This is a genomic window from Streptomyces sp. RK62 (assembly GCF_018070255.1).
GTDB lineage: Bacteria > Actinomycetota > Actinomycetes > Streptomycetales > Streptomycetaceae > Streptomyces > Streptomyces nigra.
This window is the reverse complement of the sequence record NZ_JAGPYD010000014.1, coordinates 186,273-213,011: the sequence shown is the minus strand read 5'-3', so window position 1 is coordinate 213,011 and position 26,739 is coordinate 186,273. Positions and strand designations below refer to the sequence as shown.

The window sequence follows — 26,739 nt, the reverse complement described above, 5'->3', positions numbered from 1 at the left end:
GCGCGGTCCGGGGCAACGGCGGTGACGGCGCCTAGGTCGCGTCCGCAAAGTCGCGTCGTCCGCCCGTAGGGCGGGCCGAGCGGCGTCCGGTGCGTGCTCTCGGCGCGCCGGACGGGCTTCCGCGTACTGGTTGTACGCGGGTGGCCGGCCGGTGCGGCGAGAGTGCGTGCCGGGCGTCGAACGGCAGGCGGGACTTTGCGGACACGACCTAGGGCAGTACCGCGAACCCGTCCAGTTCCACCAGCGCCCGCTCGTCCCACAGCCGGACGACCTCGACGACCGCCATGGCCGGGTAGTCGCGTCCGGCCAGGCGCCGCCAGACGCGGCCCAGTTCGGAGGCCCGGTCACGGTAGTCCGCCACGTCGGTCGCGTAGACGGTGACGCGGGCGAGGTCGGTCGGGGTGCCGCCGGCCGCCGCGAGCGCCGTCAGCAGGTTGCCGAGCGCCCGCTCGAACTGCTCGGGCAGGGTCTCCCCGGTCACCTTCCCGTCGGTGTCCAGCGCGGTCTGGCCGGCCAGGAAGACGACCCGTGACCCGGTGGCGACGACCGCGTGCGAGAAGCCCGTGGGCGGGGACAGGTCGGGCGGGTTGACGCGTTCGGCGGTCACTGGGCGGCCTCCCTGGTCGCGTAGAGCTCCTTGGCGATGATGCCGCGCTGCACCTCGCTGGCGCCCTCGTAGATACGCGGGGCGCGCACCTCGCGGTAGAGGTGTTCGAGTAGATGGCCGCGGCGCAGGGCGCGGGCGCCGTGCAGTTGGACGGCCTGGTCGACGACATACTGCGCGGTCTCGGTGGCGAGGAGTTTCGCCATCGCCGCGCGCTTGGGGACGTCCGCGGCGCCCTCGTCGTACGCCGTCGCCGCCGCGTACACCATGAGGCGGGCCGCCTCGGTGCGCAGGGCCATCTCGGCGACCTGGTGGGCGACGCTCTGGAGGTCCTTCAACTTGCCGCCGAACGCGTCCCGTTGAGCGGTGTGGGCGAGCGTGGTGTCGAGGGCGGCCTGGGCCATGCCGACGGCGAAGGCGCCGACGCTGGGCCGGAACAGGTTGAGGGTGCCCATGGCGACCCGGAAGCCGCGGTCGACCTCGCCGAGCACGTCGTCGGCGGTGACGGGCACGGCGTCGAAGCTCAGGGCGCCGATGGGGTGCGGGGACAGCATGTCGAGGCCGGTGCCGGTGAGGCCGGGGCGGTCGGCGGGCACCAGGAAGGCGGTCACGCCGCGCGCGCCCGCGCCGGGGGTGGTGCGGGCGAAGACGGTGTAGAAGTCGGCCTCGGGTGCGTTGGAGATCCAGCACTTCTCACCGGTGAGCCGCCAGCGGGCCCCGCCGTCGGACTCGGCGACCAGAGCGGACTCAGCGGCCGAAGCGGGCTCACCGGCCGAAGCGGGCTCACCGGGCTCAGCGGCCGAAGCGGGCTCAGCTGCCATGGCGGACGCCGCCGACACCGGCAGGCCGCCCTCGGGCTCGGCGACCGGCTCCGACGCCCCCGCGTCCGCCCGGAGTTCCAGTGCCGCAGCGTCGGACCCGGCCGCCGGCTCGCTCAGCGCGAAGGCCGCGATCGCCGTGCCGTCCGCCACCCGGGGCAGCCAGCGATCCCGCTGGGCCGGGGTGCCGTGGGCGTGCACGGGGTGGGCGCCCAGGCCCTGGAGGGCGAGCGCGGTCTCGGCCTCGGTGCAGGCGTAGGCCAGGGACTCCCGCATCAGGCACAGGTCGACGGCTCCCGAGGTGAACAGCCGCTCCAGCAGCCCGAGTTGTCCGAGTTCGGCGACGAGTGCGCGGTTGACGTGCCCGGGTTCGCCCTTCTCCGCGAGGGGGCGCAGTCGTTCGGCGGCGAGGGCGCGCAGCTCGGCGCACCAGGCGGATTGCGGTGGATCGAGTGAGAATGCGGGCATTGCCGACCTCCTGCGGGCCGCCCCGGCGGGCCCTTCTCGACGGGCCCCGGCGATCCCTCTCGACGGGCTCCTCGACGATATCGCGCCCCATTGACTGCCGTCACCAACACGATACGCTCCCAGTGCGAGCCCACACGAAGCCCACGAGGCAAGGGGGCGAAACCGCCATGGCCGGTCTGCACCGCTCCGCGCACGTCGACACCTTCGCGCGGGACCATCTGCCGCCGCCCGACCAGTGGCCGGAGCTGCTGTTCGAGCTGCCGGGCCTGCACTACCCCGAGCGGCTCAACGCCGCCGCCGAACTGCTCGACGGCCCCGACGGCGACCGGCCCGTGTTCCACACCCCGGGCGGCGCGTCCTGGACGTACGACGCGCTGCGGGATCGTGTCGACCGGCTCGCGCATGTGCTCACCGGTGAGCTCGGGGTCGTCCCCGGCAACCGGGTGCTGCTGCGCGGCCCCACCACGCCCTGGCTCGCCGCGTGCTGGCTGGCGGTGCTGAAGGCGGGCGCGGTCGCCGTCACCGTGCTGGCCCAGCAGCGGCCGCACGAGCTGCGGACCATGTGCGAGATCGCCGAGGTCCGGCACGCGCTGTGCGACGTCCGGGCGGTCGACGACCTCGCCAAGGCCGAGGTGCCGGGGCTGCGCATCACGACGTACGGCGGTGACGGCCCGGACGACCTGCTGCACCGGCCGGCGCCGGACACGCCGTACGCGGCCGCCGACACCGCCGCCGACGACGTCGCGCTCATCGCCTTCACCTCGGGGACCACCGGACGGCCCAAGGGCTGTCTGCACTTCCACCGGGATGTGCTGGCGATCGCCGACACCTTCTCGGGGCATGTGCTGCGGCCCCATGAGGACGACGTGTTCGCGGGCAGTCCCCCGCTCGGGTTCACCTTCGGCCTCGGCGGTCTCGTCGTCTTCCCGATGCGGGCCGGCGCCAGCGCCCTGCTGCTGGAACAGGCCGGGCCCAAGCAGCTGTTGCCGGCGATAGCCGAGCACCGGGTGTCGGTGCTGTTCACCGCGCCGACCGCGTACCGGGCGATGCTCGACGCGCTCGACGGGCACGACGTCTCCTCGCTGCGGCGCTGTGTCTCCGCGGGCGAGAACCTGCCCGCCGCCACCTGGCGGGCCTGGCACGAGCGGACCGGGCTGCGCGTCATCAACGGCATCGGCGCCACCGAGCTGCTGCACATCTTCATCTCGGCGGCCGACGAGGCGATCCGGCCCGGGACGACCGGGGTCGCCGTGCCCGGCTGGCGGGCGCGGGTCGTGGACACCGAGGGCCGGGAGGTGCCGGACGGGGAGCCGGGGCTGCTGGCCGTGCGCGGGCCGGTGGGCTGCCGCTATCTCGGCGACCCCCGTCAGCGCGAGTACGTGCGGCACGGCTGGAACATCACGGGCGACACGTATGTCCGCGACGCCGACGGCTACTTCCGGTACGTCGCGCGCGCCGACGACATGATCATCTCGGCCGGTTACAACATCGCGGGGCCCGAGGTCGAGGAGGCCCTGCTGCGCCACCCGGACGTGCTGGAGACGGCCGTCGTGGGGCGCGCCGACGAGGCACGCGGCCAGATCGTGGTGGCGTACGCCGTGCTCCGGGACGGGGCGCGCCGGGACGCGGAGGCGCTGCGCGCGTTCGTCAAGGCCGAGCTGGCGCCGTACAAGTGCCCGCGGGAGATCGTCTTCCTGGACGCGCTGCCGCGCACCGCGACCGGCAAGCTCCAGCGGTTCCGGCTGCGCGATACGGACGACCCGCCCGGCGACCCGCAGTGATCCGCACGACCTAAGATGATCAACGTGTCCGACCAGCATGCACCACGGTCTCTCATCGTCACGCTCTACGGCGCCTACGGCCGCCATATGCCCGGCCCGGTACCGGTGGCCGAGCTGATCAGACTGCTGGCGGCGGTGGGCGTGGACGCCCCCTCGGTCCGCTCGTCGGTGTCCCGGCTGAAGCGGCGCGGCCTGCTGCTCCCGGCCCGTACGGACCGGGGGGCGGCGGGGTACGAACTGTCGCCCGAGGCCCGTCAGTTGCTCGACGACGGCGACCGCCGGATCTACGCCACGGCGCCGCCCGAGGACGAGGGCTGGGTGCTCGCGGTGTTCTCGGTACCGGAGTCGGAGCGGCAGAAGCGGCATGTGCTGCGCTCCCGGCTGGCCGGGCTGGGCTTCGGCACGGCGGCGCCGGGCGTGTGGATCGCGCCGGCCCGGCTGCACGAGGAGGCCCGGCACAGCCTTCAGCGGTTGCGGCTGGACGCGTACGTGGACTTCTTCCGCGGTGAGCACCTCGGTTTCACCCCGACCGCCGAGGCCGTCGGGCGCTGGTGGGACCTGGCCGCGATCGCCAAGGAGCACGAGGCGTTCCTCGACCGGCACGCGCGCGTGCTGCGCGCCTGGGAGCAGCGGGCGGACACCGACCCGGAGGAGGCGTACCGCGACTATCTGCTCGCCCTGGACTCCTGGCGGCATCTGCCGTACACCGATCCGGGGCTGCCCGCGCGGCTGCTGCCGCCGGACTGGCCGGGCGCGCGCTCGGCCGCCGTCTTCCGCGGGCTGCACGAGCGGCTGCGGGACGCCGGGGCCGTGTTCGCCGGTCTGTGAATTCGCCGGGGTATCAACCACCCAGTGTGAGACGGGGCTTCGGGGCGTCGGTGCGGCCGGTCTGGGGGCGGCGGCTGCCCGCGCGGTAGGGAGCCGGCCAGACGGCGCCGGGGCCGTCGTAGCCCTGTTCGGCCGCCGCGTGCAGGGTCCAGTGCGGGTCGTAGAGATGGGGCCGGGCGAGGGCGCACAGGTCGGTGCGGCCCGCGAGGATCAGCGAGTTGACGTCGTCCCAGGAGGAGATGGCGCCGACGGCGATCACCGGGCGGCCGGTGGCGTGCCGGATCCGGTCGGCGTACGGCGTCTGGTACGACCGTCCGAACTCGGGGCGTTCGTCGGCGACGACCTGCCCGGTGGAGACGTCGATGGCGTCGGCGCCGTGCTCGGCGAAGGCGCGGGCGATGTCCACGGCGTCCTCGGCGCTGGTGCCGCCCTCGGCCCAGTCGGTGGCGGAGATCCGGACGGTCATGGGCCGCTCCGCGGGCCAGACGGCGCGTACCGCGTCGAAGACCTCCAGCGGGAAGCGCAGCCGCCGCTCCAGGGAGCCGCCGTAGGCGTCGGTGCGCTGGTTGGTGAGCGGGGAGAGGAAGCCGGAGAGCAGATAGCCGTGCGCGCAGTGCAGTTCGAGCAGGTCGAAGCCGGCGCGGGCGGCCCGCCAGGCGGCGGACGTGAACTGCTCGCGGATGTCGGTGAGCTGGGAGCGGGTGAGCTCGCGCGGGGTCTGGGAGTCCGGGCGGTACGGGATCGGGGAGGCGGCGACGAGCGGCCAGTTCCCCTCCTCCAGCGGCTCGTCCATGCCCTCCCACATCAGCCTGGTCGAGCCCTTGCGGCCGCTGTGGCCGAGCTGGACGCCGATGGCGGTGCCGGGCGCCCGGGTGTGCACGAACCGCACGACGCGCTTCCAGGCCTCGGCCTGTTGCCCGGTGTAGAGGCCCGCGCAGCCGGGGGTGATACGGCCCTCGGGGCTGACGCACACCATCTCGGTCATCACCAGTCCGGCGCCGCCGAGGGCGCGGGCGCCGAGGTGGACGAGGTGGAAGTCGCCGGGGACGCCGTCGGTGGCGGAGTACACGTCCATCGGGGAGACCACGACCCGGTTGCGCAGGGTCAGTCCGCGCAGCCGGAACGGCGTGAACATGGGGGGTGTGCCGGGCGGGCAGCCGAAGTCGCGTTCCACGGCCTCGGTGAAGGAGGCGTCGCGCAGCCGCAGATTGTCGTGGGTGACGCGGCGGCTGCGGGTGAGCAGGTTGAACGCGAACTGGCGGGGCGGCTGGTCGAGATAGAGGCCGATGTTCTCGAACCATTCGAGGCTGGCCCGGGCGGCGCGCTGTGTGGAGGCGACGACGGGCTTGCGCTCGGCCTCGTAGGCGGCGAGCGCGCTCGCCACGTCGGGCTGTTCGGTGAGGCAGGCGGCGAGCGCGAGGGCGTCCTCGACGGCGAGCTTGGTGCCGGAGCCGATGGAGAAGTGGGCGGTGTGGGCGGCGTCCCCGAGGAGGACGACGTTGCCGTGCGACCAGTGCTCGTTGACGACCGTGCGGAAGGTGGTCCAGGCCGACTTGTTGGACCGCAGCGGGCGTCCGCCGAGCGCGTCGGCGAAGATCTTGGCGCAGCGCGCGACGGACTCCTGCTCGTCGAGTTCGTCGAACCCGGCGGCCCGCCACACCTCTTCACGCATCTCGACGATGACGGTGGAGGCGCCGGATTGGTTCTGGGGCCCGGAGGGCCTCGTTGAGTCGTGGTGGTCGGGGGACGGGCGGGAGTACGGGTAGCCGTGCAGCTGCATCACACCGTGTTCGGTCTCGGCGATCTCGAAGCGGAAGGCGTCGAAGGCGAAGTCGGCGGCGAGCCAGATGTAGCGGCAGCGGTGCGTGGCCACATGGGGGCGGAACACATGGCTGTAGGTGTCGCGGGTGGTGCTGTGCACACCGTCGGCGGCGACGACGAGGTCGTGTTCGGCGGCCAGCCGGTCCACGTCCGGGGCCTCGGAGCGGAAGCGGAGGTCCACTCCGAGCTCGCGGCACCGGTCGTGCAGGATCTGCAGCAGCCGCTTCCTGCCGAGCGCGGCGAAGCCGTGCCCGCCGGAGGTCTGCCGGGTGCCGGCGTGCACGATGTCGATGTCGTCCCACCGGACGAAGTGCCGCTGCAGCGCGGCGTACACGACGGGGTCGGCGTGCTCGATGCCGCCGAGGGTCTCGTCGGAGAGGACGACGCCGAAGCCGAAGGTGTCGTCGGGGGCGTTGTGCTCCCAGACGGTCACCGAGCGGGCCGGGTCGAGGCGCTTGAGGAGCGCGGCGGCGTAGAGGCCGCCGGGGCCGCCGCCGACGACGGCGACACGCTGGGCGCTGTCCGGCACGGTCACCGCCCCCGCCACTTGGGGGGCCGCTTCTCGGTGAAGGCGGCGTGGAACTCGGCGTAGTCCTCGCCGTTCATGAGGAGGGCCTGGGTGGAGGCGTCCATCTCGACGGCGGCCGCGAGCGGCATGTCCAGTTCGGCCGTCAGCAGCGCCTTGGTCTGGGCGTACGCCAGGGCGGGGCCGTCGGCCAGGCGGCGGGCCAGGGCCTGGGCGGCCTCGTCTGCGCGCCCCTCCTCGGTCAGCTCGCTGATCAGGCCGATCCGCTCGGCCTCGGGGGCGCGCACGGTGTCGCCGAGCATCAGCAGCCGGGTGGCGTGGCCGAGGCCGACGACGCGGGGCAGCAGATAGGCGGCGCCCATGTCGCCGCCGGAGAGGCCGACCCGGGTGAAGAGGAAGGCGAAGCGGGCGGTGGGGTCGGCGACCCGGAAGTCGGCGGCCAGCGCGAGGACGGCGCCGGCGCCGGCGGCCACCCCGTGCAGGGCCGCGATCACCGGGAACGGGCACTCCCGTACGGCCCGCACGACCTGGCCGGTCATCCGGTTGAAGTCGAGGAGCTGGGCGGTGTCCATGGACAGGGTCGCGCCGATGATGTCGTCGACGTCGCCGCCGGAGCAGAAGCCGCGGCCCTCGCCGGCCAGCACCAGGGCGCGCACGGCCCGCTCCCGGGACAGTTCGGCGAGCAGGTCGCGCAGGTCGGCGTAGGCGCCGAAGGTGAGCGCGTTGAGTTTGTCGGGGCGGGCCAGGGTGACGGTGGCGACTCCGTCGGTGTGCTCGACCCGCAGATGCTCCCAGTCGGGGGTGCGGGCGGCGGAGCCGGTGAAGGGACTCATGACGTGCGGCCTCCCCAGGGGCGGACGGCGGGCACTGCCTCGGTGAGCTCACCCCTTCGAGCTCTCCCCCGAAGTTATCACCCGTCTCTGACCGTCGTCACGACCACGCGATAAGCCGATATGCGCGAGATCGCGAACCGGGCCGTGACCTGCGGCTGTCACATCCGTCACGACTCGTCGACGCGCGTGTAACGAGGGGATGTGCCGGGCGAGGGCGGGCGCCGGGCTGGGTATGCCGCTCCTCAGCCGGGGCCGACCGCCCCGGGCGGTGCCCGCCGGACGCTCGCCGGGGCGGCCCCGTACCATTCATACGGTTGAAAGCAGGACAGCCTGCTCATGAACGGACTCGCCTTGCACGATCGCCCCTCGTCCGCCGCCTCCTGGCGCGTCGCACTGCCGCACACCGCCGCGGCCGTGCCGGTCGCGCGCGCCCTGGTCCGTACGGCGCTGGCCGAGCGGGAGCACACCGCTGACTGCGACACCGCGGAGCTGCTGACGGCGGAGCTGGTCGCGAACGCCATCGAGCACACGGCCGGGGACAGTCCGATAGAGCTGGTGGTGGACCTGCTGCCGTCGGGCTGTCAGGTCGAGGTGCACGACCCGAGCCCGGAGCCGCCCGGCCATCTGACCCGGCCCGTCGTGGAGGCCCCCGACCCGTGGCAGGAGCACGGCCGCGGCCTGCTGCTGATCCGGGCGCTCAGCTCGTCCTGCGGCCACCGCCCGACGGCGTCCGGCAAGGCGGTCTGGTTCCGCCTCCCGGTCGTCCCCGCCCAGCGCCGCCCCCACTAGGGGGTGTCAGACACTCCCTAGGGGGCGCTCAGCCCAGCGTCGCCACCAGGACCGCCTTGATCGTGTGCAGACGGTTCTCCGCCTCGTCGAAGACCACCGAGTGCTCCGACTCGAAGACCTCGTCGGTGACCTCCAGGGACGTGAGGCCGTGCGTCTCGAAGATCTCCTGGCCGACCTTGGTGCCGAGGTCGTGGAAGGCCGGCAGGCAGTGCAGGAACTTCACGTCCGGGTTGCCGGTGGCCCGCAGCACGTCCATGGTCACCGCGTACGGCCCCAGGGCGGCGATGCGCTCGCTCCAGACCTCCTTCGGCTCGCCCATCGACACCCAGACGTCGGTGGCGACGAAGTCGGCGCCGAGGACGCCCTCCTCGATCTTCTCGGTGAGGGTGACGCGGGCGCCGCTGACGGCGGCCAGCTCCTGGGCCTTCTCGACGACGGACGCGGCGGGCCAGTACGCCTGCGGGGCGACGATCCGGACGTCCATGCCCAGCAGGGCGCCGGTGATCAGATAGGAGTTGCCCATGTTGAAGCGGGCGTCGCCCAGGTAGGCGAAGGCGATGCCGGTGACCGGCTTGGCGGAGTGCTCCGTCATGGTGAGCACGTCGGCCAGCATCTGGGTGGGGTGCCAGTCGTCGGTGAGGCCGTTGAAGACGGGCACGCCCGCGAAGGCGGCCAGCTCCTCGACCTTGGCCTGACTGTCCCCCCGGTACTCGATCCCGTCGTACATCCGCCCGAGGACCCGCGCGGTGTCCTTCACGGACTCCTTGTGGCCGATCTGGGAGCCGGTCGGGTCCAGATAGGTCGTGGAGGCGCCCTGGTCGGCGGCCGCGACCTCGAAGGCGCAGCGGGTGCGCGTCGACGTCTTCTCGAAGATCAGCGCGATGTTCCGGCCACGCAGGTGCTGCGTCTCGCCCCCGGCCTTCTTGGCCGCCTTCAGCTCGGCGGCCAGCTCGACGAGCCCGAGGAACTCCGGGCCGGTGAAGTCGAGCTCCTTGAGGAAGTGGCGGCCGGCGAGGGCGGTCGGGACAGTCGCCATGGGGGCGCTCCAGAGATGCGGGAAACAAAGACGGTGGAAGTCTATACGACCTTCAGAATTAATATACAGCCACCCGTGCCGCCCGCCCCGAGGCCACCCGCCGACCGGCTTAGACTGCGTCCCGCTCGATCGGGCAGCTCATACAGCGTGGCCCGCCCCTCCCCCGCCCCAGCTCGCTGCCCGGGATCTCTATGACCTCGACGCCCTGCTTGCGCAGATGGGTGTTGGTGGTCGCGTTGCGTTCGTAGGCGACGACGACGCCCGGCTCGACGGCCAGCACGTTGCAGCCGTCGTCCCACTGCTCCCGCTCGGCCGAGTGGACGTCCTGGGTGGCGGTCAGCACCCGGATCTCGCTGAGGCCGAGGGCGGCGGCGATCGCACGGTGCATGTGCTCGGGCGGATGGTCGGTGACCTTCAGCTCCTTGTCGCCGGCGCCCGGTTCGATCGTGTAGGAGCGCAGCATGCCGAGCCCCGCGTACTGGGTGAAGACGTCGCCGTCGACCATGGTCATCACGGTGTCGAGGTGCATCAGGGCGCGCCGCTTCGGCATGTCGAGGGCGACGATCGTCTGCGCCGACCCGGCGGCGAACAGCTTGTGCGCGAGCATCTCGACGGCCTGCGGGGTGGTGCGCTCGCTCATCCCGATGAGGACCGCGCCGCTGCCGATGACGAGGACGTCCCCGCCCTCGATGGTGGACGGGTAGTCGGCCTGCCCCTCGGACCAGAAGGGGAAGTCCTCGTCGCGGAAGAGCGGGTGGTGCCGGTAGATCGCCTCGAAGTGCACGGTCTCGCGCTGCCGGGCGGGCCAGCGCATCGCGTTGACCGAGACGCCGTCGTAGATCCAGGCGGAGGTGTCACGGGTGAAGAGGTGGTTGGGCAGCGGGGCGAGGAGGAAGTCGTCGAGCTCCATGACGTGGAAGCGCACGGAGATCGGTTCGGAGTGCGCGTCCAGGAACTCGCGCTTGGTCATGCCGCCGACCAGCGCCTCGGCCAGTTCGGGGGCGGGCAGCCCCTCGAAGGCCGCGCGGAGGTGGTCGGTGGCGAGGACCCCGTACTCCTTCTCGTCGAAGACCCGGTCCAGGACGAGCCGCCGGGCCTCCGGGATCTCCAGGGCCTCGGTGAGCAGGTCGCCGAAGAGGTGGACCTCGACCCCGCGGTCGCGCAGCACGTCCGCGAACCCGTCGTGCTCGGCGCGCGCCCGGCGCACCCACAGCACGTCGTCGAAGAGCAGGGCGTCCTTGTTGCTGGGGGTGAGCCTTTTGAGCTCGAGATCAGGCCGGTGGAGGATGACGCGGCGCAGCCGCCCGGCCTCGGAGTCGACATGCAGTCCCATGCCTTCATCCTGACCAAAGGGACCCGCGTTCACCCCCTCCTTGTCGACTACTTCTTTTCGTCCTCTTGACGACAAGTGGCCTCGCTCGTTATCGTCTCTATGACGAGAAAGAGGGGGCAGGCTCCATGGCCGACATCACCCGGCGCCTCGGCTGGCGCCATCTGCGCGGTGCGCCCACCGCGCACATCCGCCACCACCGCGGCGGAAAGCTGCTGCACGACGGCCCGGGCCTGAGCTTCTGGTACCGGGCGCTGACCGCCGCGCTCTCCGAGGTCCCGGTCGACGACCGGGAGCTGGCGATGACGTTCCACGCCCGCACCGCGGACTTCCAGGACGTGGCCGTGCAGGCGACCGTCACCTACCGGATCAGCGACCCGGCGACGGCCGCGGCCCGCCTGGACTTCTCCATCGACCCGGACACGGGCGTCTGGCGGGGCGCCCCGCTGGAGCAGCTCGGCACCCTGCTGACCGAGACGGCCCAGCAGCACGCCCTGGACGTCCTGGCCCGTACGCCGCTGGCGGCGGCCCTCGCCGACGGCGTCACCGCCGTACGGGAGCGGATCGCGGCCGGGCTGGCCGGCGAGCCCCGCCTGCCGGGGACCGGCATCGAGGTGGTCGCCGTACGGGTGGTGGCCCTGCGTCCCGAACCGGAGGTGGAGCGGGCGCTGCGCACCCCGGCGCGTGAGCAGATCCAGCAGGAGGCCGACCGGGCGACGTACGAGCGGCGGGCGGTGGCCGTCGAGCGGGAGCGCGCGATCGCCGAGAACGAACTGGCCAGCCAGATCGAACTCGCCCGCCGCGAGGAGCAGTTGGTCGACCAGCGCGGCACCAACGCGCGCCGTGAGGCCGAGGAGGGCGCCGCCGCGGACGCCGTGCGCGCCGAGGCGGAGGCGGCCCGGACGGTACGGCTCGCGGAGGCGGAGGCCACCCGGTCCGTGCGGCTGGCGCGGGCCGAGGCCGAGGGGGCGCGCGAGATCGGCGAGGCGCGGGCGCAGGCCCAGGCGGCCTGGCTGCGGGTGCACGCCGACGTCGACGTGGCGACGCTGCACGCGCTGACCGGGACCCGGCTGGCGGAGAACCTGCCGCGGATCGACAGCGTGACCGTGACGCCGGATCTGCTGACCGGGCTGCTCAGCCGGCTGGGAGCGCGGGAGTGAGCCTCGCGCCCCGGGTGGTCCTCGTCCACCGCACCACCGAGTACGAGGAGCTGGTGGCCCGGCACGGCACGCACGGCCAGGCCGCCTTCTTCCTCTCCTCGCGCGGCCGGGACATCGAGGAGATCGCGGACCGGCACCACCGCACCCGCCGGGCGCTGGCCGAGGTGGCGGCGGCGATCCCGCTGACCTGGCGGCAGGCCCGGGTGGAACGCGCCGACCTGGACCGCTTCCTGTTCGCGCCGGAGGACGTGGTGGTCGTCGTCGGGCAGGACGGCCTGGTCGCGAACGTCGCCAAGTACCTCGCCGGGCAGCCGGTGGTGGGCATCGACACCGACCCGGGCCGCAACCCCGGTGTGCTGGTGCGGCACCGCCCGAGCGACGCGGCGGCCCTGCTGGCGGCCACGCAGGCCCGCACGGCCCGCTGCGACGAGCTGACCATGGTCGAGGCCGTCACCGACGACACCCAGCGTCTGGTGGCGCTGAACGAGATCTACCTGGGCGCCGCCGGACACCAGACGGCCCGCTACCGCCTGGACCTGGAGGGCGACGGGGGTGTCGTCGAGGCCCAGGCCTCGTCCGGGGTGATCGTCGGGACCGGCACCGGGGCGACCGGCTGGCTGCGGTCGGTGTGGCAGGAGCGGGGAGGGCGGCCGGTGCTGCCCTCCCCCACGGAGGAGCGCCTGCTGTGGTTCGTCCGGGAGGCCTGGCCGTCCCCCGCCACCGGGACGTCCCTGGTGGCGGGGGAACTGGCGGCGGGGCGGCTCTCCCTCACCGTCGAGTCCGAGCGGCTGGTCGCGTTCGGGGACGGCATGGAGTCGGACGCCCTGGAGCTGACGTGGGGCCAGACGGTCCGGGTCGGGGTGTGCCCGGACCGTCTGCGCCTCGCCGGCTGAGGCTCACAGCCTCGGGTCGACCGGCTCCGACTCCAGCGCCAGCACGCCGAACACGGCCTCGTGGACCCGCCACAGCGGCTCGCCCCCGGCCAGCCGGTCCAGGGCCTCCACGCCGAGCGCGAACTCGCGCAGGGCGAGGGAGCGCTTGTGGTTCAGGAACCGCTTGCGCAGCCGCTCCAGGTTCTCCGGGCGCGTGTACTCCGGGCCGTAGATGATCCGCAGGTACTCGCGTCCCCGGCACTTGATGCCGGGCTGCACCAACCGGCCCCGCTCGTCGCGCACGACCGCGCCGAGCGGCTTGACGACCATGCCCTCGCCGCCGCGGCCGGTCATCTCCAGCCACCAGTCGACACCCGCCCGGACCGACTCCGGGTCACCGGTGTCGACGTACAGGCGCCGGGTGGTCCGCAGCAGGCCGCTGCCGTCGTGCTCCACGAGCCGGTCCAGGAGCGCGAGCTGCTCGTCGTGCGGGAGCGCGGCGAGGCTGCGGCCCTGGACCGCGAGGAGCTGGAACGGCGCGAGCCGTACGCCGTCCAGGCCGTCCGTCGTCCAGCAGTAGCGGCGGTACGCCTCGGTGAACGCGGCCGCGTCCGAGGCCCGCTCCCGCTGGCGCGCCAGCAGTCCGGAGACGTCGACGCCCCGCCCGGCGGCGCTCTCCAGTGCCGCGAGGGCACCGGGGAACACCGCGCCGGCCGCGGCGCCGACCGCCGCGTACTGCGAGCGCAGCAGCCCGGCGGCCTTCAGCGACCACGGCATCAGCTCGGCGTCGAGCAGCAGCCAGTCGGTGTCCAGCTCGCTCCACAGGCCCGCCTCGCCGGCGGCCGTGCGGATCCGCTCGAGGATCGTCTCCGTCACCGCCGGGTCGTCGAAGAACGGGCGGCCCGTACGGGTGTAGAGCGAGCCGGTCGGGCCGTCGACACCGAAGTGCCGGCGTGCCGCCTCCACGTCCCGGCAGACCAGGGCCACCGCGCGCGAGCCCATGTGCTTCTCCTCGCACACGACCCGCTCGACGCCGTCCGCCGCGTACTGGGCGAACGCCTCCGCCGGGTGCTCGAGGTAGCCGTCGACCGCAGAGGTCGCCGTGGGCGCCATCGTCGGCGGCAGGTAGGGCAGCAGCCGGGGGTCGACGGCGAAGCGGCTCATGACCTCCAGGGCCGCCGCCGCGTTCTCCTCGCGGATCGCGACCCGCCCGTGGTGACGGGTCTCCACGACCCGGCGCCCGTGCACGTCCGCCAGGTCCAGCGGCCGGCCGTCCTGGCCGCCGGGGGCCTCCGTGCGCAGCGGCCGGGCCGGCTCGTACCAGACCTGCTCGGCGGGTACGTCGACCAGTTCCCGCTCGGGCCAGCGCAGCGCGGTCAGCTTGCCGCCGAAGACGGCACCGGTGTCGAGGCAGATGGTGTTGTTCAGCCAGGTGGCCTCGGGGACCGGGGTGTGGCCGTACACGACGGCCGCGCGGCCCCGGTAGTCCTCCGCCCACGGGTAGCGCACCGGCAGCCCGAACTCGTCCGTCTCGCCGGTGGTGTCGCCGTACAGCGCGTGCGAGCGGACCCGGCCCGACGTACGGCCGTGGTACTTCTCCGGCAGGCCGGCGTGGCAGACGACCAGCCGGCCGCCGTCGAGGACGTAGTGGCTGACGAGTCCGTCGATGAACTCCCGCACCTCGGCGCGGAACTCCTCGCTCTCGCCCTCCATCTGCTCGATGGTCTCGGCGAGTCCGTGCGTGTGCTGGACCTTGCGGCCCTTGAGGTGGCGCCCGTACTTGTTCTCGTGGTTGCCGGGCACACAGAGCGCGTCGCCCGACTTGACCATGGCCATCACGCGCCGCAGCACACCCGGGCTGTCCGGGCCGCGGTCGACGAGGTCGCCGACGAAGACGGCGGTACGGCCCTCGGGGTGCACGCCGTCGACGTAGCCCAGCTTGCCGAGCAGCGCCTCCAGTTCGGACGCGCAGCCGTGGACGTCGCCGATGATGTCGAACGGGCCGGTGAGATGCGTGAGGTCGTTGAAGCGCTTCTCGGTGACGACGGTGGCGCGCTCGACCGCGTCGGCGCCGCGCAGGACGTGCACCTTGCGGAAGCCCTCGCGCTCCAGGTGCCGCAGCGAGCGGCGCAGTTCGCGGATGTGCCGCTGGATGACGCGGCGCGGCATGTCGGCGCGGTCCGTGCGGGCCGCGTTGCGCTCGGCGCACACCTCCTCGGGCACGTCGAGCACGATGGCTATGGGCAGCACGTCGTACCGCTTGGCCAGCTCGACGAGCTGCCGCCGGGCGTCCTGCTGCACGCTGGTGGCGTCGACGACCGTACGGCGGCCGGCCGCCAGGCGCTTGCCCGCGATGTAGTGCAGGACGTCGAAGGCGTCCCGGCTGACGCTCTGGTCGTTCTCGTCGTCGGCGACGAGGCCCCGGCAGAAGTCGGAGGAGATCACCTCGGTCGGCTTGAAGTGCCTGCGGGCGAACGTCGACTTGCCGGAGCCGGACGCCCCGACGAGGACGACGAGGGAGAGGTCGGTGACGGGCAGGACCCGCCCCTGCGTGGTCTCGGTCATGCGGCCTTCGCCTCCTTCTCCCCGGTCACGTCGCGTGCGAACACGGCCATCTGCGTCGGCGGCCCCACCTCGGGGTCGTCGGGTCCCACCGGTACGAACTCCACGCCGTAGCCGTGCCGTTCGGCGACGGCTGTGGCCCAGGCGCGGATCTCCTCGCGCGTCCACTCGAACCGGTGGTCGCCGTGCCGGACGTGCCCGGCGGGCAGGCTCTCCCAGCGGACGTTGTACTCGACGTTCGGGGTGGTCACGAGGACGGTGCGGGGGCGGGCCGACCCGAACACCGCGTACTCCAGGGCGGGCAGCCGGGGCGGGTCGACATGCTCGACGACCTCGCTGAGCACGGCGGCGTCGTACCCCTTGAGCCGGCTGTCGGTGTAGGCGAGCGAGCCCTGCAGCAGCTTCACGCGTGCGGCCTGCCGCTCCCCCATCCGGTCCAGCTTCAGCCGCCGCCCCGCGATGGTGAGCGCCCGCACGGACACGTCCAGGCCGACGATCTCGGTGAACGCCGGGTCCTTGAGCAGCGCCTGCACCAGCTGGCCCTGCCCGCAGCCCAGGTCGAGCACGCGCGCGGCACCGGCCGCCCGCAGCGCGGTCAGGATCGCGTCGCGGCGCTGCACGGCGAGCGGGGCCGGCTTCTCCTCGGTCTCGGTCTCGTCGGCGACCGCGTTGTCGATGTCCTCGACCTCGCTGTCGTCGCTCTCGGCGAGCCGCACCAGCTCCAGCCGCTCCAGCGCCTCCCGGGTCAGCGACCAGCGGCGGGACAGATAACGGCTGGTGATCAGCTTCTGCTCGGGGTGGTCCGGCAGCCAGCCCTCGCCGGCGCGCAGCAGCTTGTCGACCTCGTCGGGGGCGACCCAGTAGTGCTTGGCGTCGTCGAGGACCGGGAGCAGCACGTACAGGTGGCGCAGGGCCTGGGCGAGGGTCAGCGTGTCCGCCTCCAGGACGAGCCGGACGTACCGCGAGTCGCCCCACTCGGGGAACCGCTCGTCGAGCGGTACGGGCTCGGCGGTGACGTCCCAGCCGAGCGGCTCGAACAGCCGCCCGACGAGCGCGGCGCCGCCCCGGGCGGGCAGCGACGGCACCTCGACGCGCAGCGGCAGCGGCCGGCCGGGCAGCTCCGGGCGGGCGTGGCACACCCCGCGCATCGCACTGGAGAACACCGAGCTCAGCGCCACGGCGAGCAGCGAGGAGGCCGCGTACGGGCGGTCGTTGACGTACTGGGCGAGCGCCGCGTCGGGGGCGCCGCCCCGTCCCTTGCCCTTGCCGCGCCGGACCAGCGCCACCGCGTCGACCTCCAGCAGCAGCGCCACGGTGCAGCGCCCGGCGTCCGCCTCGGGGTAGAGGACGTGGGCCGTGCCGAAGGAGGTGGAGAACGCCTGCGATTTCCCGGGATGCTTGTGCAGCAGATAGCCGAGATCGGTGGCCGGGCGCTCCGGGGTGCCGGTGGTGGTGAGGGTCAGGAACACGGTGGATGACCTTGACGTAGTGGTCTGAACTGCGGTTCCGCACACCGTATCGAGCGCACGCCGGCGGCACCCGGGAATTTCGGGCGCACGACGACGCCCCGGGGACGGGTCCCCGGGGCGTGCGGACGCGACGGTCCGTGGCCGCTACGACAGCTGCGACTGGACCTCGGCGGAGATCAGCTCCAGGTGGTCCAGGTCGTGCAGGTCGAGCACCTGGAGGTAGATCCGCTGCGAGCCCGCCTCCTGGTAGCGGCCGATCTTCTCGACGACCTCGGCGGGCGAACCGGCCAGCCCGTTCTCCTTCAGCTCGTCGACCTCGCGGCCGATGGCGGCGGCGCGGCGGGCGACCTCCTGGTCGTCCTTGCCGACGCAGACGACGAGGGCGTTGGAGTAGACGAGGTCCTCGGGGCGGCGGCCGGCCTCCCGGACGGCGTCCCGGACCCGGCCGAACTGCCGCTGGGAGTCCTCCACCGAGGCGAACGGCATGTTGAACTCGTCGGCGTAACGGCCTGCCAAGCGCGGCGTGCGGGTGGCGCCGTGGCCTCCGATGAGCACCGGGATGCGGTCCTGGGCCGGCTTGGGCAGGGCGGGCGAGTCGCTGAGCGTGTAGTACTTCCCCTGGAAGTCGAAGGTCTCGCCGACCTTGGTCTCCCACAGCCCCGTGACGATGGCGAGCTGCTCCTCCAGGCGCCCGAACTTCTCCTTCGGGAACGGGATGCCGTACGCCTTGTGCTCGTCCTCGAACCAGCCCGCGCCCAGACCGAGTTCGACGCGGCCGCCGGACATCTGGTCGACCTGGGCGACCTGGATGGCGAGCACGCCGGGCAGCCGGAAGGTGGCGGCGGTCATCAGGGTGCCGAGGCGGATGCGCCGGGTCTCACGGGCGAGACCGGCCAGGGTGATCCAGGCGTCGGTAGGGCCGGGCAGCCCGTCCACGTCGCCCATCTTCAGATAGTGGTCGGAGCGGAAGAAGGCGTCGAAGCCGAGGTCCTCGGTGGCCTTCGCCACGGTCAGCAGCGTCTCGTAGGTGGCCCCCTGCTGGGGCTCGGTGAAGATGCGAAGATCCATGCCTCCATCCTGCACGCCCAGGCGCGCATCGGCCGCCCGGGGCCTGGCTCCGTTGTGGGCCACGGGCGGGTGAATCCGGCCGCCGCCCTTGACTGCCGCCGCCCGGCCGGTGACCGGCGCGGACGATGATCGTTTGCTCGGTCGGAGCCGGGCCGCCCGGCTCCCGCACCGGCCTGTCACCGCCGGGGTGTCACCAGGTCGGCCCACTGCCGTTGGGGCGCCGCGGGCCGGAGGAGGCCGTCATGTCCGAGGAGTTCGACCCACCGATGGGTGGCGGGGGGACCGGCCGGCCGAAGGGCCTGCTGGAGCAGATGGAGGAACTGATGGCGGCCCTGAACGCCGATCTGTCGGCCCTGGACGCCGGCCTCCAGTCGACCGGGGGCGTACGGGGCACGCCACCGGCGGCGGAGGGCGGAACCGTCTGACGGGCCTTCCCTCACGTGGGGGAGGTCAGCCCGCCTCCCGTTCCGCCAGGACCTCGTCGCGGTCCGCGAGTCTGCGGAGCATCTCCAGGACCCGGTCGCGGGACTCGTCCGCGGCGTCGATCGCCTCCATGCAGCGCCAGTACGTCGTCTCGTCGTCGGCCGAACTGGCCACGCCGACCAGCGCGATACCGGCCTCGCCGAGCAGGCTCCCCAGGTTCATCAGGGCCTGCCGCGCGTCGCCCAGCTCGGTGAGCTGGGCGGCGCGTAACGCGCCCTCCGCGAGCTCCGGGGCCTCCAGGACCCCGCAGCCACGGCCCGCGAGCTCGGTCAACCCGATGGCCTCCCCGCGCAGTTCGGGTGGTCCGTAGACGGCGAGGCGGCTGCCGATCGCCTGGGCGAGCGCCTGCGCCTGCCACACCTCGGTCATGATGTCCGGCGCGCCGCCGCTTCCCGCCAGCGCTCGCCTGCTGTTCATGATCAGCCGCACCGCGTCCATCCGCAGTCCCCGTCCGTCTGGACGCGCTGCCCACACGTCCACCTGAACTCCGAACTCCCTTATCCACTACCCAGAGTGAAGGGCGTTGAGACGAAAAGCCAGAGGAAGGCGGAAATCTGCGGACAACTTTTCGGATACGGACCGCCGAATCGCCACGGAGAGTGAAAGTGGAACTAATCCCTCACGGGGCGGCCACTGAGGCGTTCACTCAGGCGCTCACTCGGGCGCGGGGAACCTGCGCTCGTTGCGGTCGATCTTCGCGTCCAGCGCGGCGAGCGGGTCGATGCCGAGCACCTCGCAGAACTGGAGCAGATACGCCAGGACGTCCGCGACCTCGTCCCGCACGCGGGCGGCCGTACCGTCGTCGTCCATGACCCGGGCGGACTCCTCCGGGGTCAACCACTGGAAGATCTCCAGCAGTTCGGAGGCCTCCACGCTGAGCGCGGAGGCGAGGTTCTTCGGCGTGTGGTACGGCTGCCAGGCGCGCGCGGCGGCGAACTCGGTCAGTCGGCGCTGGAGGCCGGCCACATCGAGGGGTTCGGTCACGGCTCCAGGTGTACCACCGTCACACCGGGCGTCTCCGCCGGCCCCGAGGGGTCGCTGACCGACCCGACCAGCCGGATGTGGCCCCGCTCGCCCATACGGGCCGCCAGCGCGGTCAACTCGGCGCGTTGCACCGGGTCCAGGCCCCGGTCGAGGCCGTCCGCGAGGACGCTCAGGGTCTGCAGGGCGGCCGGCACCTCGCGCACCGGGTCGACCTCCAGGACCCCGGGCCCGGTCAGCAGTACCAGGGACAGCGCGAGATAGCGCAGTTCCCCGTGGCCGAGCCGGCCGAGCGTGGTGCGGACGCCGTCGCCGCGGTCGAGGAGGCCGCGGACCGTGCCGTCCGCCTGCAGTTCGGCGACGACGTCCGTGACCGGTCCGGCGCATCCGGCACGGGCGGCGGCGACGAGTCGGGCGTGCCGCCGTACGCACTCGGAGCGGGTGCGCCACAGCACGTCGGCGAGGTTGTCGCAGCTCCCGAGCAGCCGGCCGGAGCCGACCGGGACCGGGGCCCGCATCCGCCCGGGCCAGGGGTCGCAGGCGAACACCGACCGCAGGGCCACCACCATCTGCTCGGCGGCGGCGAGGACCCGCCGCTGGCCGTCCGTCCGCCCGGACACCCGCAGCGGCAGCAGCGCCGTGCCGAGCCGGTCGTCGGGGAGCGGCGCCCGGGTCACCGGGGTCTGGCCCGCCGTGTGCCAGGCGGCCTGCACATGGCGGCGGCCGGGGTCGCGCAGGGCCGTCTCCAGCAGTACGACGCCGTCCGCGCTCAACCGCTCCCCCACGATCCGCAGTTCGGGTTCCGCCTGCACGGCCACGTCGAGCCGTACCGGGCCCTCCGGGCCGTCGGCGGTGCAGCCGATACGGAAGCCGCGCCGCCGCTGGGCGTCCGGGCGGGCCCGCTCCGGAACGCAGGTCGCGGGGTCGGGGAACGCCTCGCCGACGGTGCGGCCCCCGGCGAGCCGGGCCAGTGCCTCGTACGCCCGCAGCGCGGTCGTCTTCCCGGAGCCGCTGGGGCCCACGAGGAACGTGCACGGGCCGAGCGGGAACACGGCCCGGCGGTGCCCGGCGAACGCGGACAGCCGCAGCTCGACGACGTGGGGGCGGGGTGCGTCCGGCTGACCGCCGCCGGGGCGCTCCCCGGCGGCCTCCGCCGCGATCGGTCCGGACGGGCGTGCGGGGACCTCCCTCGCCACCGGTCCGGAGGGGCGTACGGAGGCCGGGACCCCCGTGCGCCGGCCCTGGGGCGGTACGGACACGGCACCGGAGACAGAGGAAAGGCCCATGTCGGGGACGGTAGGGCCGGTTCCCTCAGGCGAACCGTTCCACCCTCGCGGGCTTCCTACGAACGGGCTACGGCGGCGGAGTGCGCTCCCCGGCGCCCGGGCGCGCGGAAGAGGTGACGCCCACGCCACCCCCCGCTCTCACGCGCCGGGGACGCCGGCCGTCTGCATCAGTCCGCTCACCTCGGTGCCCGGCGGGGTCAGCAGGAACACGTTCCGGTCGACGCGGTGCATCCCGCTGCCCAGCCCGAAGACCACGCCCGTGCTGAAGTCGAGCACCCGCTTGGCGACCTCGTTCTCGGCGCCCGTGAGATCCAGCAGCACCGGGATGCCCGCCATCAGCGTCTCCGCGACCTCGCGGGCGTCCCCGAAGACGTTGACCCGAAGGACGACGAAACGCCGGCGCGGTTCGGTCTCCGCCTCCGGCATCGCACGGTGGTCCACCGCCGACGGCCAGGCGTCGCGCCCCCGCAGCGGCACGACCTGGGCGAGCCCCTCCCACTGTTCATCGGTGACGTCGTAGCTGTTCACCGGCTCACCCCGACCTGAATCGCCCTCAATGCCTGCACCAGCCAATTCTTACGCCAAGTCACCCGTTCGGCCCAACACCGACACGGCCGGCGACCGTAACGACCGGGCCTCACGGAGCGGTACCCGGGTTGTCCGGGCCCTTGCCCGGTCCGGGTGCGACTCGGCCGGACGGGTGACAGACTGATGTCTCGAGCCGGGCAGTCCGTGGCGGAGCGCCCGGGAACGGGCGGGAAAGTCCGGCAGGCACACGACTGACCCAGGTATGCCCCCTGCCACAGGCTCGTGCGTGTCGGACGTGCGGACGGCGGTGGGCTCCTGTGCGAGCGAGCGACGAGACGGACGTGGTTCCCCCGGCATCGGGAGGCCCCGCCGGGCAGACGGTCGTGGTCGTGGGCGGCAGTTCGGGCATCGGCCTGGAGACCGCCCGGCAGGTCAGGGCGGCCGGTGGTGACGTGATCCTGACGGCCCGCGATCCCGCGCGTCTGGAGCGGGCGGCCGAGGAGCTGGACCCGCTGAGCACGGCCGCGTTCGACGCCATGGACGCCGACCGTCTGGAGGGGTTCCTGCGGGACCTCCCCGGACAGGTCGACCACGTCCTGGTGACGGCGGGCAGTCCGTCGTACACACCGCTCGCCGAGCTCGATCTGAGCGCGGGCGGACGGGACTTCGGCGGGCGGCTGGCGATGCTGCTCGCGGCCGGGCGGGCCTGCCGGGACAAGGTCAGGCCCGGCGGCTCGCTGCTGTTCATCGGCGGCACCGGGGCCCGGCGCCCCGCCCCCGGCATGGCCGTGATCGGCGCGCTCACCGCGGCCCTGCCCGCGCTGGCGGCGAACCTCGCCGTGGAACTCGCCCCGGTACGGGTGAACCTCCTCGCCGCGGGCTTCGTGGACACGCCCCTGTCCGCCTCCCTCCTGGGCGACCGACTGGAGGAACGCCGCGAGGAGTTGCGCCGAACCCTGCCGATCGGCCGGGTCGTCGGCCCGGCGGACGTCGCCGCCCTCGCGCTGCACATCATGGCCAACGGCGCCCTCACCGGCGCCACCTACGACATCGACGGCGGCCAGCAACTCGTCGCGCGCTGAGCGCCCGGCGTACGGCCGGACGCCTGCCCCCCCGCCGCCCCCACTCCGAGACGGGAGCCTCACAACCATGGACATGAAACTGGAGATCGTCGTGGTGCCGGTGTCCGACGTCGACCGGGCGAAGGACTTCTACACGGGACTGGGCTGGAGGCTCGACGCGGACGTCGCCACGGACGACTCGTTCCGGGTGGTGCAGGTGACCCCTCCGGGCTCACCGGCGTCGGTCATCTTCGGCACGTCCGTGACCGAACAGGCTCCCGGCACGGCACGCGGCCTGCACCTCGTGGTCGACGACATCGAGGCGGCCCACTCCGAGCTGAAGCGGAACGGCGCCGATCCGAGCGAGGTCTTCCACGACGCCGGCGGTGTCTTCCATCACGGCGGCACCGACGCGCGGGTGCCGGGACCCGACCCGAAGCGGACCAGCTACGGCTCCTTCCTGTCGTTCAGCGACCCGGACGGGAACGGGTACGTGCTCCAGGAGATCACCACCCGGCTCCCGGGCCGCCTCGACCCCGCGACCACGACGTACTCCTCGGCCGGGGACCTGGCGAGCGCCCTGCGCCGGGCCGCCGCCGCGCACGGCGAGCACGAGGCGCGCACCGGCGCGGAGGACCCCGACTGGCCGGACCGGTACGCCCGGTACATGGTCGCCGAGCAGGCGGGCACGGAGCTGCCGGAGTAGAGGCGCGCCTCTACTGACGTTCGTCGAGCAGTTTGACGAAAGCCGCGGCGACGCGGGCGACGGCGTGGTCGTCGTCGTGGGCCAGCCGGCGCAGCACCTCGAGCCCGGTGGTCCCCGGCAGTTCGACCAGCGCCTGGGTGAGCCGGATCCGGGTCGCCGAGTCGGCGCCGGGGGCGTCGAGTTCACCGGTCAGGGCGGTCAGGACGCGGTCGGCGGTCGCCGGCTCCTCCGACAGCGCGCCGAGTGCCTCCGCGGCGTCGACGTCGTTGACGCCCTCGGCCACCAGGGCGACGAGCACCGGCACGGCCTCGGTCACACCCCGCCGGCCCAGCGCGAGAGCGGCGGGCCCGCGGACGGTCGGGTCCGGGTCCGTGAGCGCCTCCTCCAGCGCGGCGGTCGCGGCGGGAACCCCGGCCAGTTCGGCGAGCGCGAGCGTCGCACGTCGCCGGACGGCGGCGTCCTCGTCGCGGATGCCGGCGGCCAGGGCCGTCACCCCGGCCGTCGATCCCTGGTCGCCGGCCCGGGCGAGCCCCCAGCGCAGGGCGCCGGACACGACCGGGTCGGACTCGGTCAGAACGGCCTTGGCGAGCAGGTCGGCCGGGACCGGTTCGTCGTTCCGCCGGGTCAGCACGGTCTGCTGGCGGCGCGCGGCACTGGGTGAGTCGAGGCCCTGCATGAGTGCGACGACGCGCAGGACGTCCTGCCAGTCGGTGGGCGCGGACGCGTCGATCGCGCGGAGCCGTTCGAGCAGTTCCCGTTCGCGTTCCAGCCGCTCCTGGGTCCATCGGATGAGGTCGCCGACCAGGGCGGCCGGGGTGAAGTCCGGGTCCTGCAGGGCCTGCCCGATCTGGTGCAGGGAGAGGCCGAGGGAGCGCAGGCTCTCCACGTGGAAGATCCGGCGGATGTCCTCGGCGGAGTACTCGCGGTAGCCGCCGACGGTCCGGCCGGTCGGCCGCACCAGGCCGAGGGCGTCGTAGTGGCGAAGCATCCGGGCGCTCACCCCGGAGCGCCGGGCCACCTCGCCGATCAGCACGGTCCGGCCCCCTGGGCGGCGGGCGGGACTTCGGGTGCACGGCTCAGGGCGACGATCCGCCGGGCCTCGTCCACCGCCGCGTCGAAGCCGGCCTCCGGCCGCTCCCTGAGCACCTCGGTGGCGGCGGCGTGCGTGGCCACCGCGGGGTCGGGGTCGGCGGCGGCCCGCTCCAGGGCGGTCCGGGTCGCCTCCCCGAGGTCGACGAGCGCCCTGCTCAGACTGAGCCGTACGGCACGGTCGCCGCGTCCGAGCTGCCGGACGAGTTCCCCGGCCAGGTCGGCCCGGGTGGCCTCGTCCTCGGGCGCGAGGGCGACCATGACGCGCCAGGCGGTCCGGGCCACCTCGTCGTCGGCGTCGTGCAGCAGCGCACGCGGGATCGACGCCCATACGCTCCTGTCGCCGATCTTGGAGAGGGTGTGCAGGGCCTGACTCCGGGCCTGGGCGCGGGCAGCGCCGAGCTCGCGCCGGACGCGGGCCAGGGTCGGCTCGGACGGGAGGCGGGTCAGGGCCCAGGACAGCATGTCCCGTACGAAGAAGTCCGGTTCGACCGCGCAGCGTTCCACGAGGGTGTCCAGCAGTCCGGGGTCGGCGGACGTGCCGGCCGCCAGGGCCGCCTTGAGCCGGATCGAGGGTTCCTCGGCGCTCAGGGCACCGGTCAGGCGGGCGTTGTGCGGGGTCGTGTCTGTCGGGTCGATCGGGACCACCTCCTGCACCCAGGGGACACCTTGTCACCGTGTCAAGGTCAAGGCACCCGGTCCGGGCCGGGTCGGAGGGGTGCGGGATTCCGCGCGCGGGCGACGCCGTCCCCTGTGTCCGGTCCCCCGGCCCGTCCGGCCGGGCACCTCGGCATCGTCGCGCTCGCCTGCGCGGGTGTCTCCGTCGCCGGTGCGCTGCTGTCGCTGTGCGCCTCGTACGTGCGGCTTCCGTGGTGCACGACGTCTGGGGCAGGTGGGGCGGTGCCACACTGGGAGGCGTGACGGAGACGGACCGGCAGCTCGACCGGTGCCTGGAGCAGGCCATCATCGGCCTGCTGGAGCGCCGCGCGGCCACGTCCTCGATCTGCCCGTCCGACGCGGCGCGCGAGGTCCACGACGGGGACGACGAGGGCTGGCGCGCGCTGATGGAACCGGCCCGCCGGGCGGCCTGGCGTCTGGTGGCGGCGGGCAAGGTCGAGGTGACGCAGGGCGGCCGGCCGGTGAAGGAGAGCGAGGCGCGGGGCCCGCTCCGCATCCGCCGCGCGGGTTGGTGAACCCCACCCCCCTCTTCCCGAAGCGCTTCTGAATTTTTCCGGCAGTCGGCCACCTATGGCCATGAATCGCCACCCGGCCATCTATCCGCGTAGACGAACACCCTCCACACTGAATCCGCACTCGCACGAGCACGGCCGTCGTGCGCCGCACGGCGGTACTTCCGGCATGCCCCCCACTCGGGCAACGCCCATGCATGGAGGACGAGTTGTTCGCTGAGAGACGGCTCCGCGCGGCACTGACCGCGCTCGCGCTGAGCGGCCTGGCCCTGACCACCCTTCAGGGAACCGCGGGGGCGGCCGACGCCCCCACCGCACCGGCCCCCGCCAAGAGTTCACCCGTCGCCGGGATCGAGGACACGACGGCGCGCGCGTTCGCCCGTACGCTCGCCGAGCCCGCCTGGCGCAAGCAGGTCGCGGCGGCGACGCTGGCCGGCGAGGACGTGGACCTGCTGGCCCTGACGGCGACGTCCCGGACGTCGTCCGTGAGGGGCTTCCGCGGCACCCTCGCCGGCGCCGAGACGGATGTCGCCCGCGCGAAGGGGCTCGGCAGGGAGGCGCCACCCCTGCTGCGGGTGAGCCTCGCCGGCCCGTCGGCGAGCGCGGCCGACCTCGCCCGGACCGCCCCGCTGGTCGCGTCGGCGCCGTCCGAGGACGCCGAGGTCGTCGTGGCCTACGACAGCGCGGGCAGGGCGCACGAACTGGACGCGGCCAAGGCACCGGACCGGCCCGTCTACGTCGTCGGCGTCGACGGGCAGACGGCGCTGGAGGCCGGCCTGAAGGTCATCGACAAGGAGCTGGCCGCCCGGGGCCTGACCAGCCCGGGCATCAACACATCCGCGTCCGCCTCCGGCTTCTGGACGACCCGGATCAAGTCGATCAGCGTGGCGGACGTCAAGGAGCCGTGGTTCAAGGGCGACGCCGAGATGTTCGGCCTGGTCACCGGCTTCGGCACGGACGGGAAGGTCCGCGTCGACACGGTCACGATGCCGTACATCGACGACGAGGGCACGACGTACTCCCCGGGCCAGATCCTGGTCAACTGGTCGAACTACAAGTACAACCTGGCCGATGTCGTCCTGATGGAGGACGACGGGGACACCAACTACTCGTCACTGGCCAAGGCACTCGCCGCGGTCCTGCTGACGATCGCCGACCAGGGCGCGTACATCCCGCTGGTCGACGCGGTCATCGACGCGATGCCCACGTCCTGGTGGACCGACGACCCGGACTACGTCGACGCGTTCTACACCCTGGCCCGCGAGACCACCGGCACCCGCACGGGCGCCTCGGCGAACGCGCGGATGACGGTGGAGCGTTACTTCGTGTCCGAGCTCTGACCCCGAAGCGGCACGTCCGCGCCCCGCTCCCGCCGGACAGGCCTCGCGGTCGCTCCGGCGGGGGTACCGGGCCAGGCCGGTACCCCCGGGCGGAACCGGCCCAGGACGAC

General features: G+C 73.5%; 25 protein-coding genes. 10 read left to right on the top strand and 15 right to left on the bottom strand.

Translation table 11 applies throughout. The annotated features are described in order from the left end of the window. Window positions 1-208 precede the first annotated feature (208 nt). Entirely contained in the window at window positions 209-607 is a 399-nt protein-coding gene (locus KBY32_RS26625) for a RidA family protein (protein ID WP_210981913.1), read from the bottom strand. Next, window positions 604-1,890, bottom strand: coding sequence for an acyl-CoA dehydrogenase family protein (locus tag KBY32_RS26620; RefSeq protein ID WP_210981912.1), 1,287 nt, complete (start codon window positions 1,888-1,890; stop codon window positions 604-606). The genes KBY32_RS26625 and KBY32_RS26620 overlap by 4 nt, the downstream gene beginning before the upstream one ends. A gap of 167 nt (window positions 1,891-2,057) precedes the next feature. Between KBY32_RS26620 and KBY32_RS26615 the strand changes: the two genes are divergently transcribed. Continuing rightward, window positions 2,058-3,671, top strand: coding sequence for an AMP-binding protein (locus tag KBY32_RS26615; RefSeq protein ID WP_210981911.1), 1,614 nt, complete (start codon window positions 2,058-2,060; stop codon window positions 3,669-3,671). A gap of 15 nt (window positions 3,672-3,686) precedes the next feature. Continuing rightward, the gene (locus KBY32_RS26610; RefSeq protein ID WP_115504783.1) at window positions 3,687-4,499 is read left to right on the top strand and encodes a PaaX family transcriptional regulator C-terminal domain-containing protein; all 813 of its coding nucleotides are present in this window, start codon (window positions 3,687-3,689) and stop codon (window positions 4,497-4,499) included. Window positions 4,500-4,512: 13 nt separating this feature from the next. Here the strand turns inward: KBY32_RS26610 and KBY32_RS26605 are convergent, their stop codons facing one another. Both KBY32_RS26605 and KBY32_RS26600 read right to left on the bottom strand, forming a co-directional pair. Continuing rightward, a complete protein-coding gene (locus tag KBY32_RS26605) occupies window positions 4,513-6,867 on the bottom strand; it encodes a bifunctional salicylyl-CoA 5-hydroxylase/oxidoreductase (RefSeq protein ID WP_210981910.1) in 2,355 nt (784 codons plus the stop codon). Then, the gene (locus KBY32_RS26600; RefSeq protein ID WP_210981909.1) at window positions 6,852-7,679 is read right to left on the bottom strand and encodes an enoyl-CoA hydratase family protein; all 828 of its coding nucleotides are present in this window, start codon (window positions 7,677-7,679) and stop codon (window positions 6,852-6,854) included. The genes KBY32_RS26605 and KBY32_RS26600 overlap by 16 nt, the downstream gene beginning before the upstream one ends. 336 nt (window positions 7,680-8,015) lie before the next feature. Here KBY32_RS26600 and KBY32_RS26595 point away from each other — a divergent pair, with 336 nt between their 5' ends. Continuing rightward, window positions 8,016-8,468, top strand: a complete 453-nt coding sequence (locus KBY32_RS26595; protein WP_210981908.1) for an ATP-binding protein — start codon at window positions 8,016-8,018, stop codon at window positions 8,466-8,468. 28 nt (window positions 8,469-8,496) lie between these two features. On the opposite strand, the gene argF is transcribed toward KBY32_RS26595, so the two are convergent. Further along, entirely contained in the window at window positions 8,497-9,504 is a 1,008-nt protein-coding gene (argF, locus tag KBY32_RS26590; RefSeq protein WP_210981907.1) for an ornithine carbamoyltransferase, read from the bottom strand. Window positions 9,505-9,613: 109 nt separating this feature from the next. Further along, a complete protein-coding gene (locus tag KBY32_RS26585; protein WP_210981906.1) occupies window positions 9,614-10,837 on the bottom strand; it encodes an arginine deiminase in 1,224 nt (407 codons plus the stop codon). Between the two features lie 125 nt (window positions 10,838-10,962). On the opposite strand from KBY32_RS26585, the gene KBY32_RS26580 reads away from it, so the two are divergent. Further along, window positions 10,963-11,994: an SPFH domain-containing protein gene (locus KBY32_RS26580; RefSeq protein WP_210981905.1), complete on the top strand. Its 1,032-nt coding sequence runs from the start codon at window positions 10,963-10,965 to the stop codon at window positions 11,992-11,994. Continuing rightward, a complete protein-coding gene (locus tag KBY32_RS26575; RefSeq protein WP_210981904.1) occupies window positions 11,991-12,887 on the top strand; it encodes an NAD(+)/NADH kinase in 897 nt (298 codons plus the stop codon). Before KBY32_RS26580 ends, KBY32_RS26575 begins: the two co-directional genes overlap by 4 nt. 3 nt (window positions 12,888-12,890) lie before the next feature. Here KBY32_RS26575 and KBY32_RS26570 read toward each other — a convergent pair whose 3' ends face one another. The 3 genes from KBY32_RS26570 to KBY32_RS26560 all read right to left on the bottom strand — a co-directional run bounded on the left by KBY32_RS26570 (window position 12,891) and on the right by KBY32_RS26560 (window position 17,965). Then, on the bottom strand, window positions 12,891-15,431 hold the full coding sequence (locus KBY32_RS26570) for a polynucleotide kinase-phosphatase (RefSeq protein WP_210981903.1): 2,541 nt from the start codon (window positions 15,429-15,431) through the stop codon (window positions 12,891-12,893). Continuing rightward, the gene (locus tag KBY32_RS26565) at window positions 15,428-16,897 is read right to left on the bottom strand and encodes a 3' terminal RNA ribose 2'-O-methyltransferase Hen1 (RefSeq protein WP_210981902.1); all 1,470 of its coding nucleotides are present in this window, start codon (window positions 16,895-16,897) and stop codon (window positions 15,428-15,430) included. Before KBY32_RS26565 ends, KBY32_RS26570 begins: the two co-directional genes overlap by 4 nt. 144 nt (window positions 16,898-17,041) lie before the next feature. Then, window positions 17,042-17,965, bottom strand: coding sequence for an LLM class F420-dependent oxidoreductase (locus KBY32_RS26560; protein WP_210981901.1), 924 nt, complete (start codon window positions 17,963-17,965; stop codon window positions 17,042-17,044). Between the two features lie 242 nt (window positions 17,966-18,207). Between KBY32_RS26560 and KBY32_RS26555 the strand changes: the two genes are divergently transcribed. Further along, window positions 18,208-18,390, top strand: coding sequence for a hypothetical protein (locus tag KBY32_RS26555; protein ID WP_210981900.1), 183 nt, complete (start codon window positions 18,208-18,210; stop codon window positions 18,388-18,390). Between the two features lie 25 nt (window positions 18,391-18,415). Here KBY32_RS26555 and KBY32_RS26550 read toward each other — a convergent pair whose 3' ends face one another. The 4 genes from KBY32_RS26550 to KBY32_RS26535 form a co-directional block, all read right to left on the bottom strand. Further along, complete coding sequence (locus KBY32_RS26550; protein WP_055622026.1) at window positions 18,416-18,886, bottom strand: DUF6099 family protein; 471 nt, start codon at window positions 18,884-18,886, stop codon at window positions 18,416-18,418. Window positions 18,887-19,102: 216 nt separating this feature from the next. After that, the gene (locus KBY32_RS26545) at window positions 19,103-19,432 is read right to left on the bottom strand and encodes a nucleotide pyrophosphohydrolase (RefSeq protein WP_210981899.1); all 330 of its coding nucleotides are present in this window, start codon (window positions 19,430-19,432) and stop codon (window positions 19,103-19,105) included. Continuing rightward, window positions 19,429-20,715 carry an ATP-binding protein gene (locus KBY32_RS26540; RefSeq protein ID WP_247690022.1) on the bottom strand — a complete coding sequence of 429 codons (1,287 nt, stop codon included), beginning with the start codon at window positions 20,713-20,715 and terminating at the stop codon, window positions 19,429-19,431. Before KBY32_RS26540 ends, KBY32_RS26545 begins: the two co-directional genes overlap by 4 nt. Before the next feature lie 138 nt (window positions 20,716-20,853). Next, window positions 20,854-21,243: a cell division protein SepF gene (locus tag KBY32_RS26535; RefSeq protein WP_181890209.1), complete on the bottom strand. Its 390-nt coding sequence runs from the start codon at window positions 21,241-21,243 to the stop codon at window positions 20,854-20,856. Between the two features lie 389 nt (window positions 21,244-21,632). Between KBY32_RS26535 and KBY32_RS26530 the strand changes: the two genes are divergently transcribed. Continuing rightward, entirely contained in the window at window positions 21,633-22,325 is a 693-nt protein-coding gene (locus tag KBY32_RS26530) for an SDR family oxidoreductase (protein WP_374224994.1), read from the top strand. A gap of 67 nt (window positions 22,326-22,392) precedes the next feature. Continuing rightward, a complete protein-coding gene (locus KBY32_RS26525; protein WP_210981898.1) occupies window positions 22,393-23,010 on the top strand; it encodes a VOC family protein in 618 nt (205 codons plus the stop codon). 10 nt (window positions 23,011-23,020) lie between these two features. Here the strand turns inward: KBY32_RS26525 and KBY32_RS26520 are convergent, their stop codons facing one another. Both KBY32_RS26520 and KBY32_RS26515 read right to left on the bottom strand, forming a co-directional pair. Beyond that, the gene (locus KBY32_RS26520; protein ID WP_210981897.1) at window positions 23,021-24,043 is read right to left on the bottom strand and encodes a HEAT repeat domain-containing protein; all 1,023 of its coding nucleotides are present in this window, start codon (window positions 24,041-24,043) and stop codon (window positions 23,021-23,023) included. Continuing rightward, on the bottom strand, window positions 24,037-24,756 hold the full coding sequence (locus KBY32_RS26515) for a HEAT repeat domain-containing protein (RefSeq protein WP_210981896.1): 720 nt from the start codon (window positions 24,754-24,756) through the stop codon (window positions 24,037-24,039). The genes KBY32_RS26520 and KBY32_RS26515 overlap by 7 nt, the downstream gene beginning before the upstream one ends. 260 nt (window positions 24,757-25,016) lie before the next feature. Between KBY32_RS26515 and KBY32_RS26510 the strand changes: the two genes are divergently transcribed. Both KBY32_RS26510 and KBY32_RS26505 read left to right on the top strand, forming a co-directional pair. Continuing rightward, the gene (locus tag KBY32_RS26510; RefSeq protein ID WP_210981895.1) at window positions 25,017-25,292 is read left to right on the top strand and encodes a DUF3253 domain-containing protein; all 276 of its coding nucleotides are present in this window, start codon (window positions 25,017-25,019) and stop codon (window positions 25,290-25,292) included. A gap of 206 nt (window positions 25,293-25,498) precedes the next feature. Continuing rightward, window positions 25,499-26,629: a DUF3103 family protein gene (locus KBY32_RS26505; RefSeq protein ID WP_247690020.1), complete on the top strand. Its 1,131-nt coding sequence runs from the start codon at window positions 25,499-25,501 to the stop codon at window positions 26,627-26,629. The last annotated feature ends 110 nt before the right edge of the window (window positions 26,630-26,739 follow it).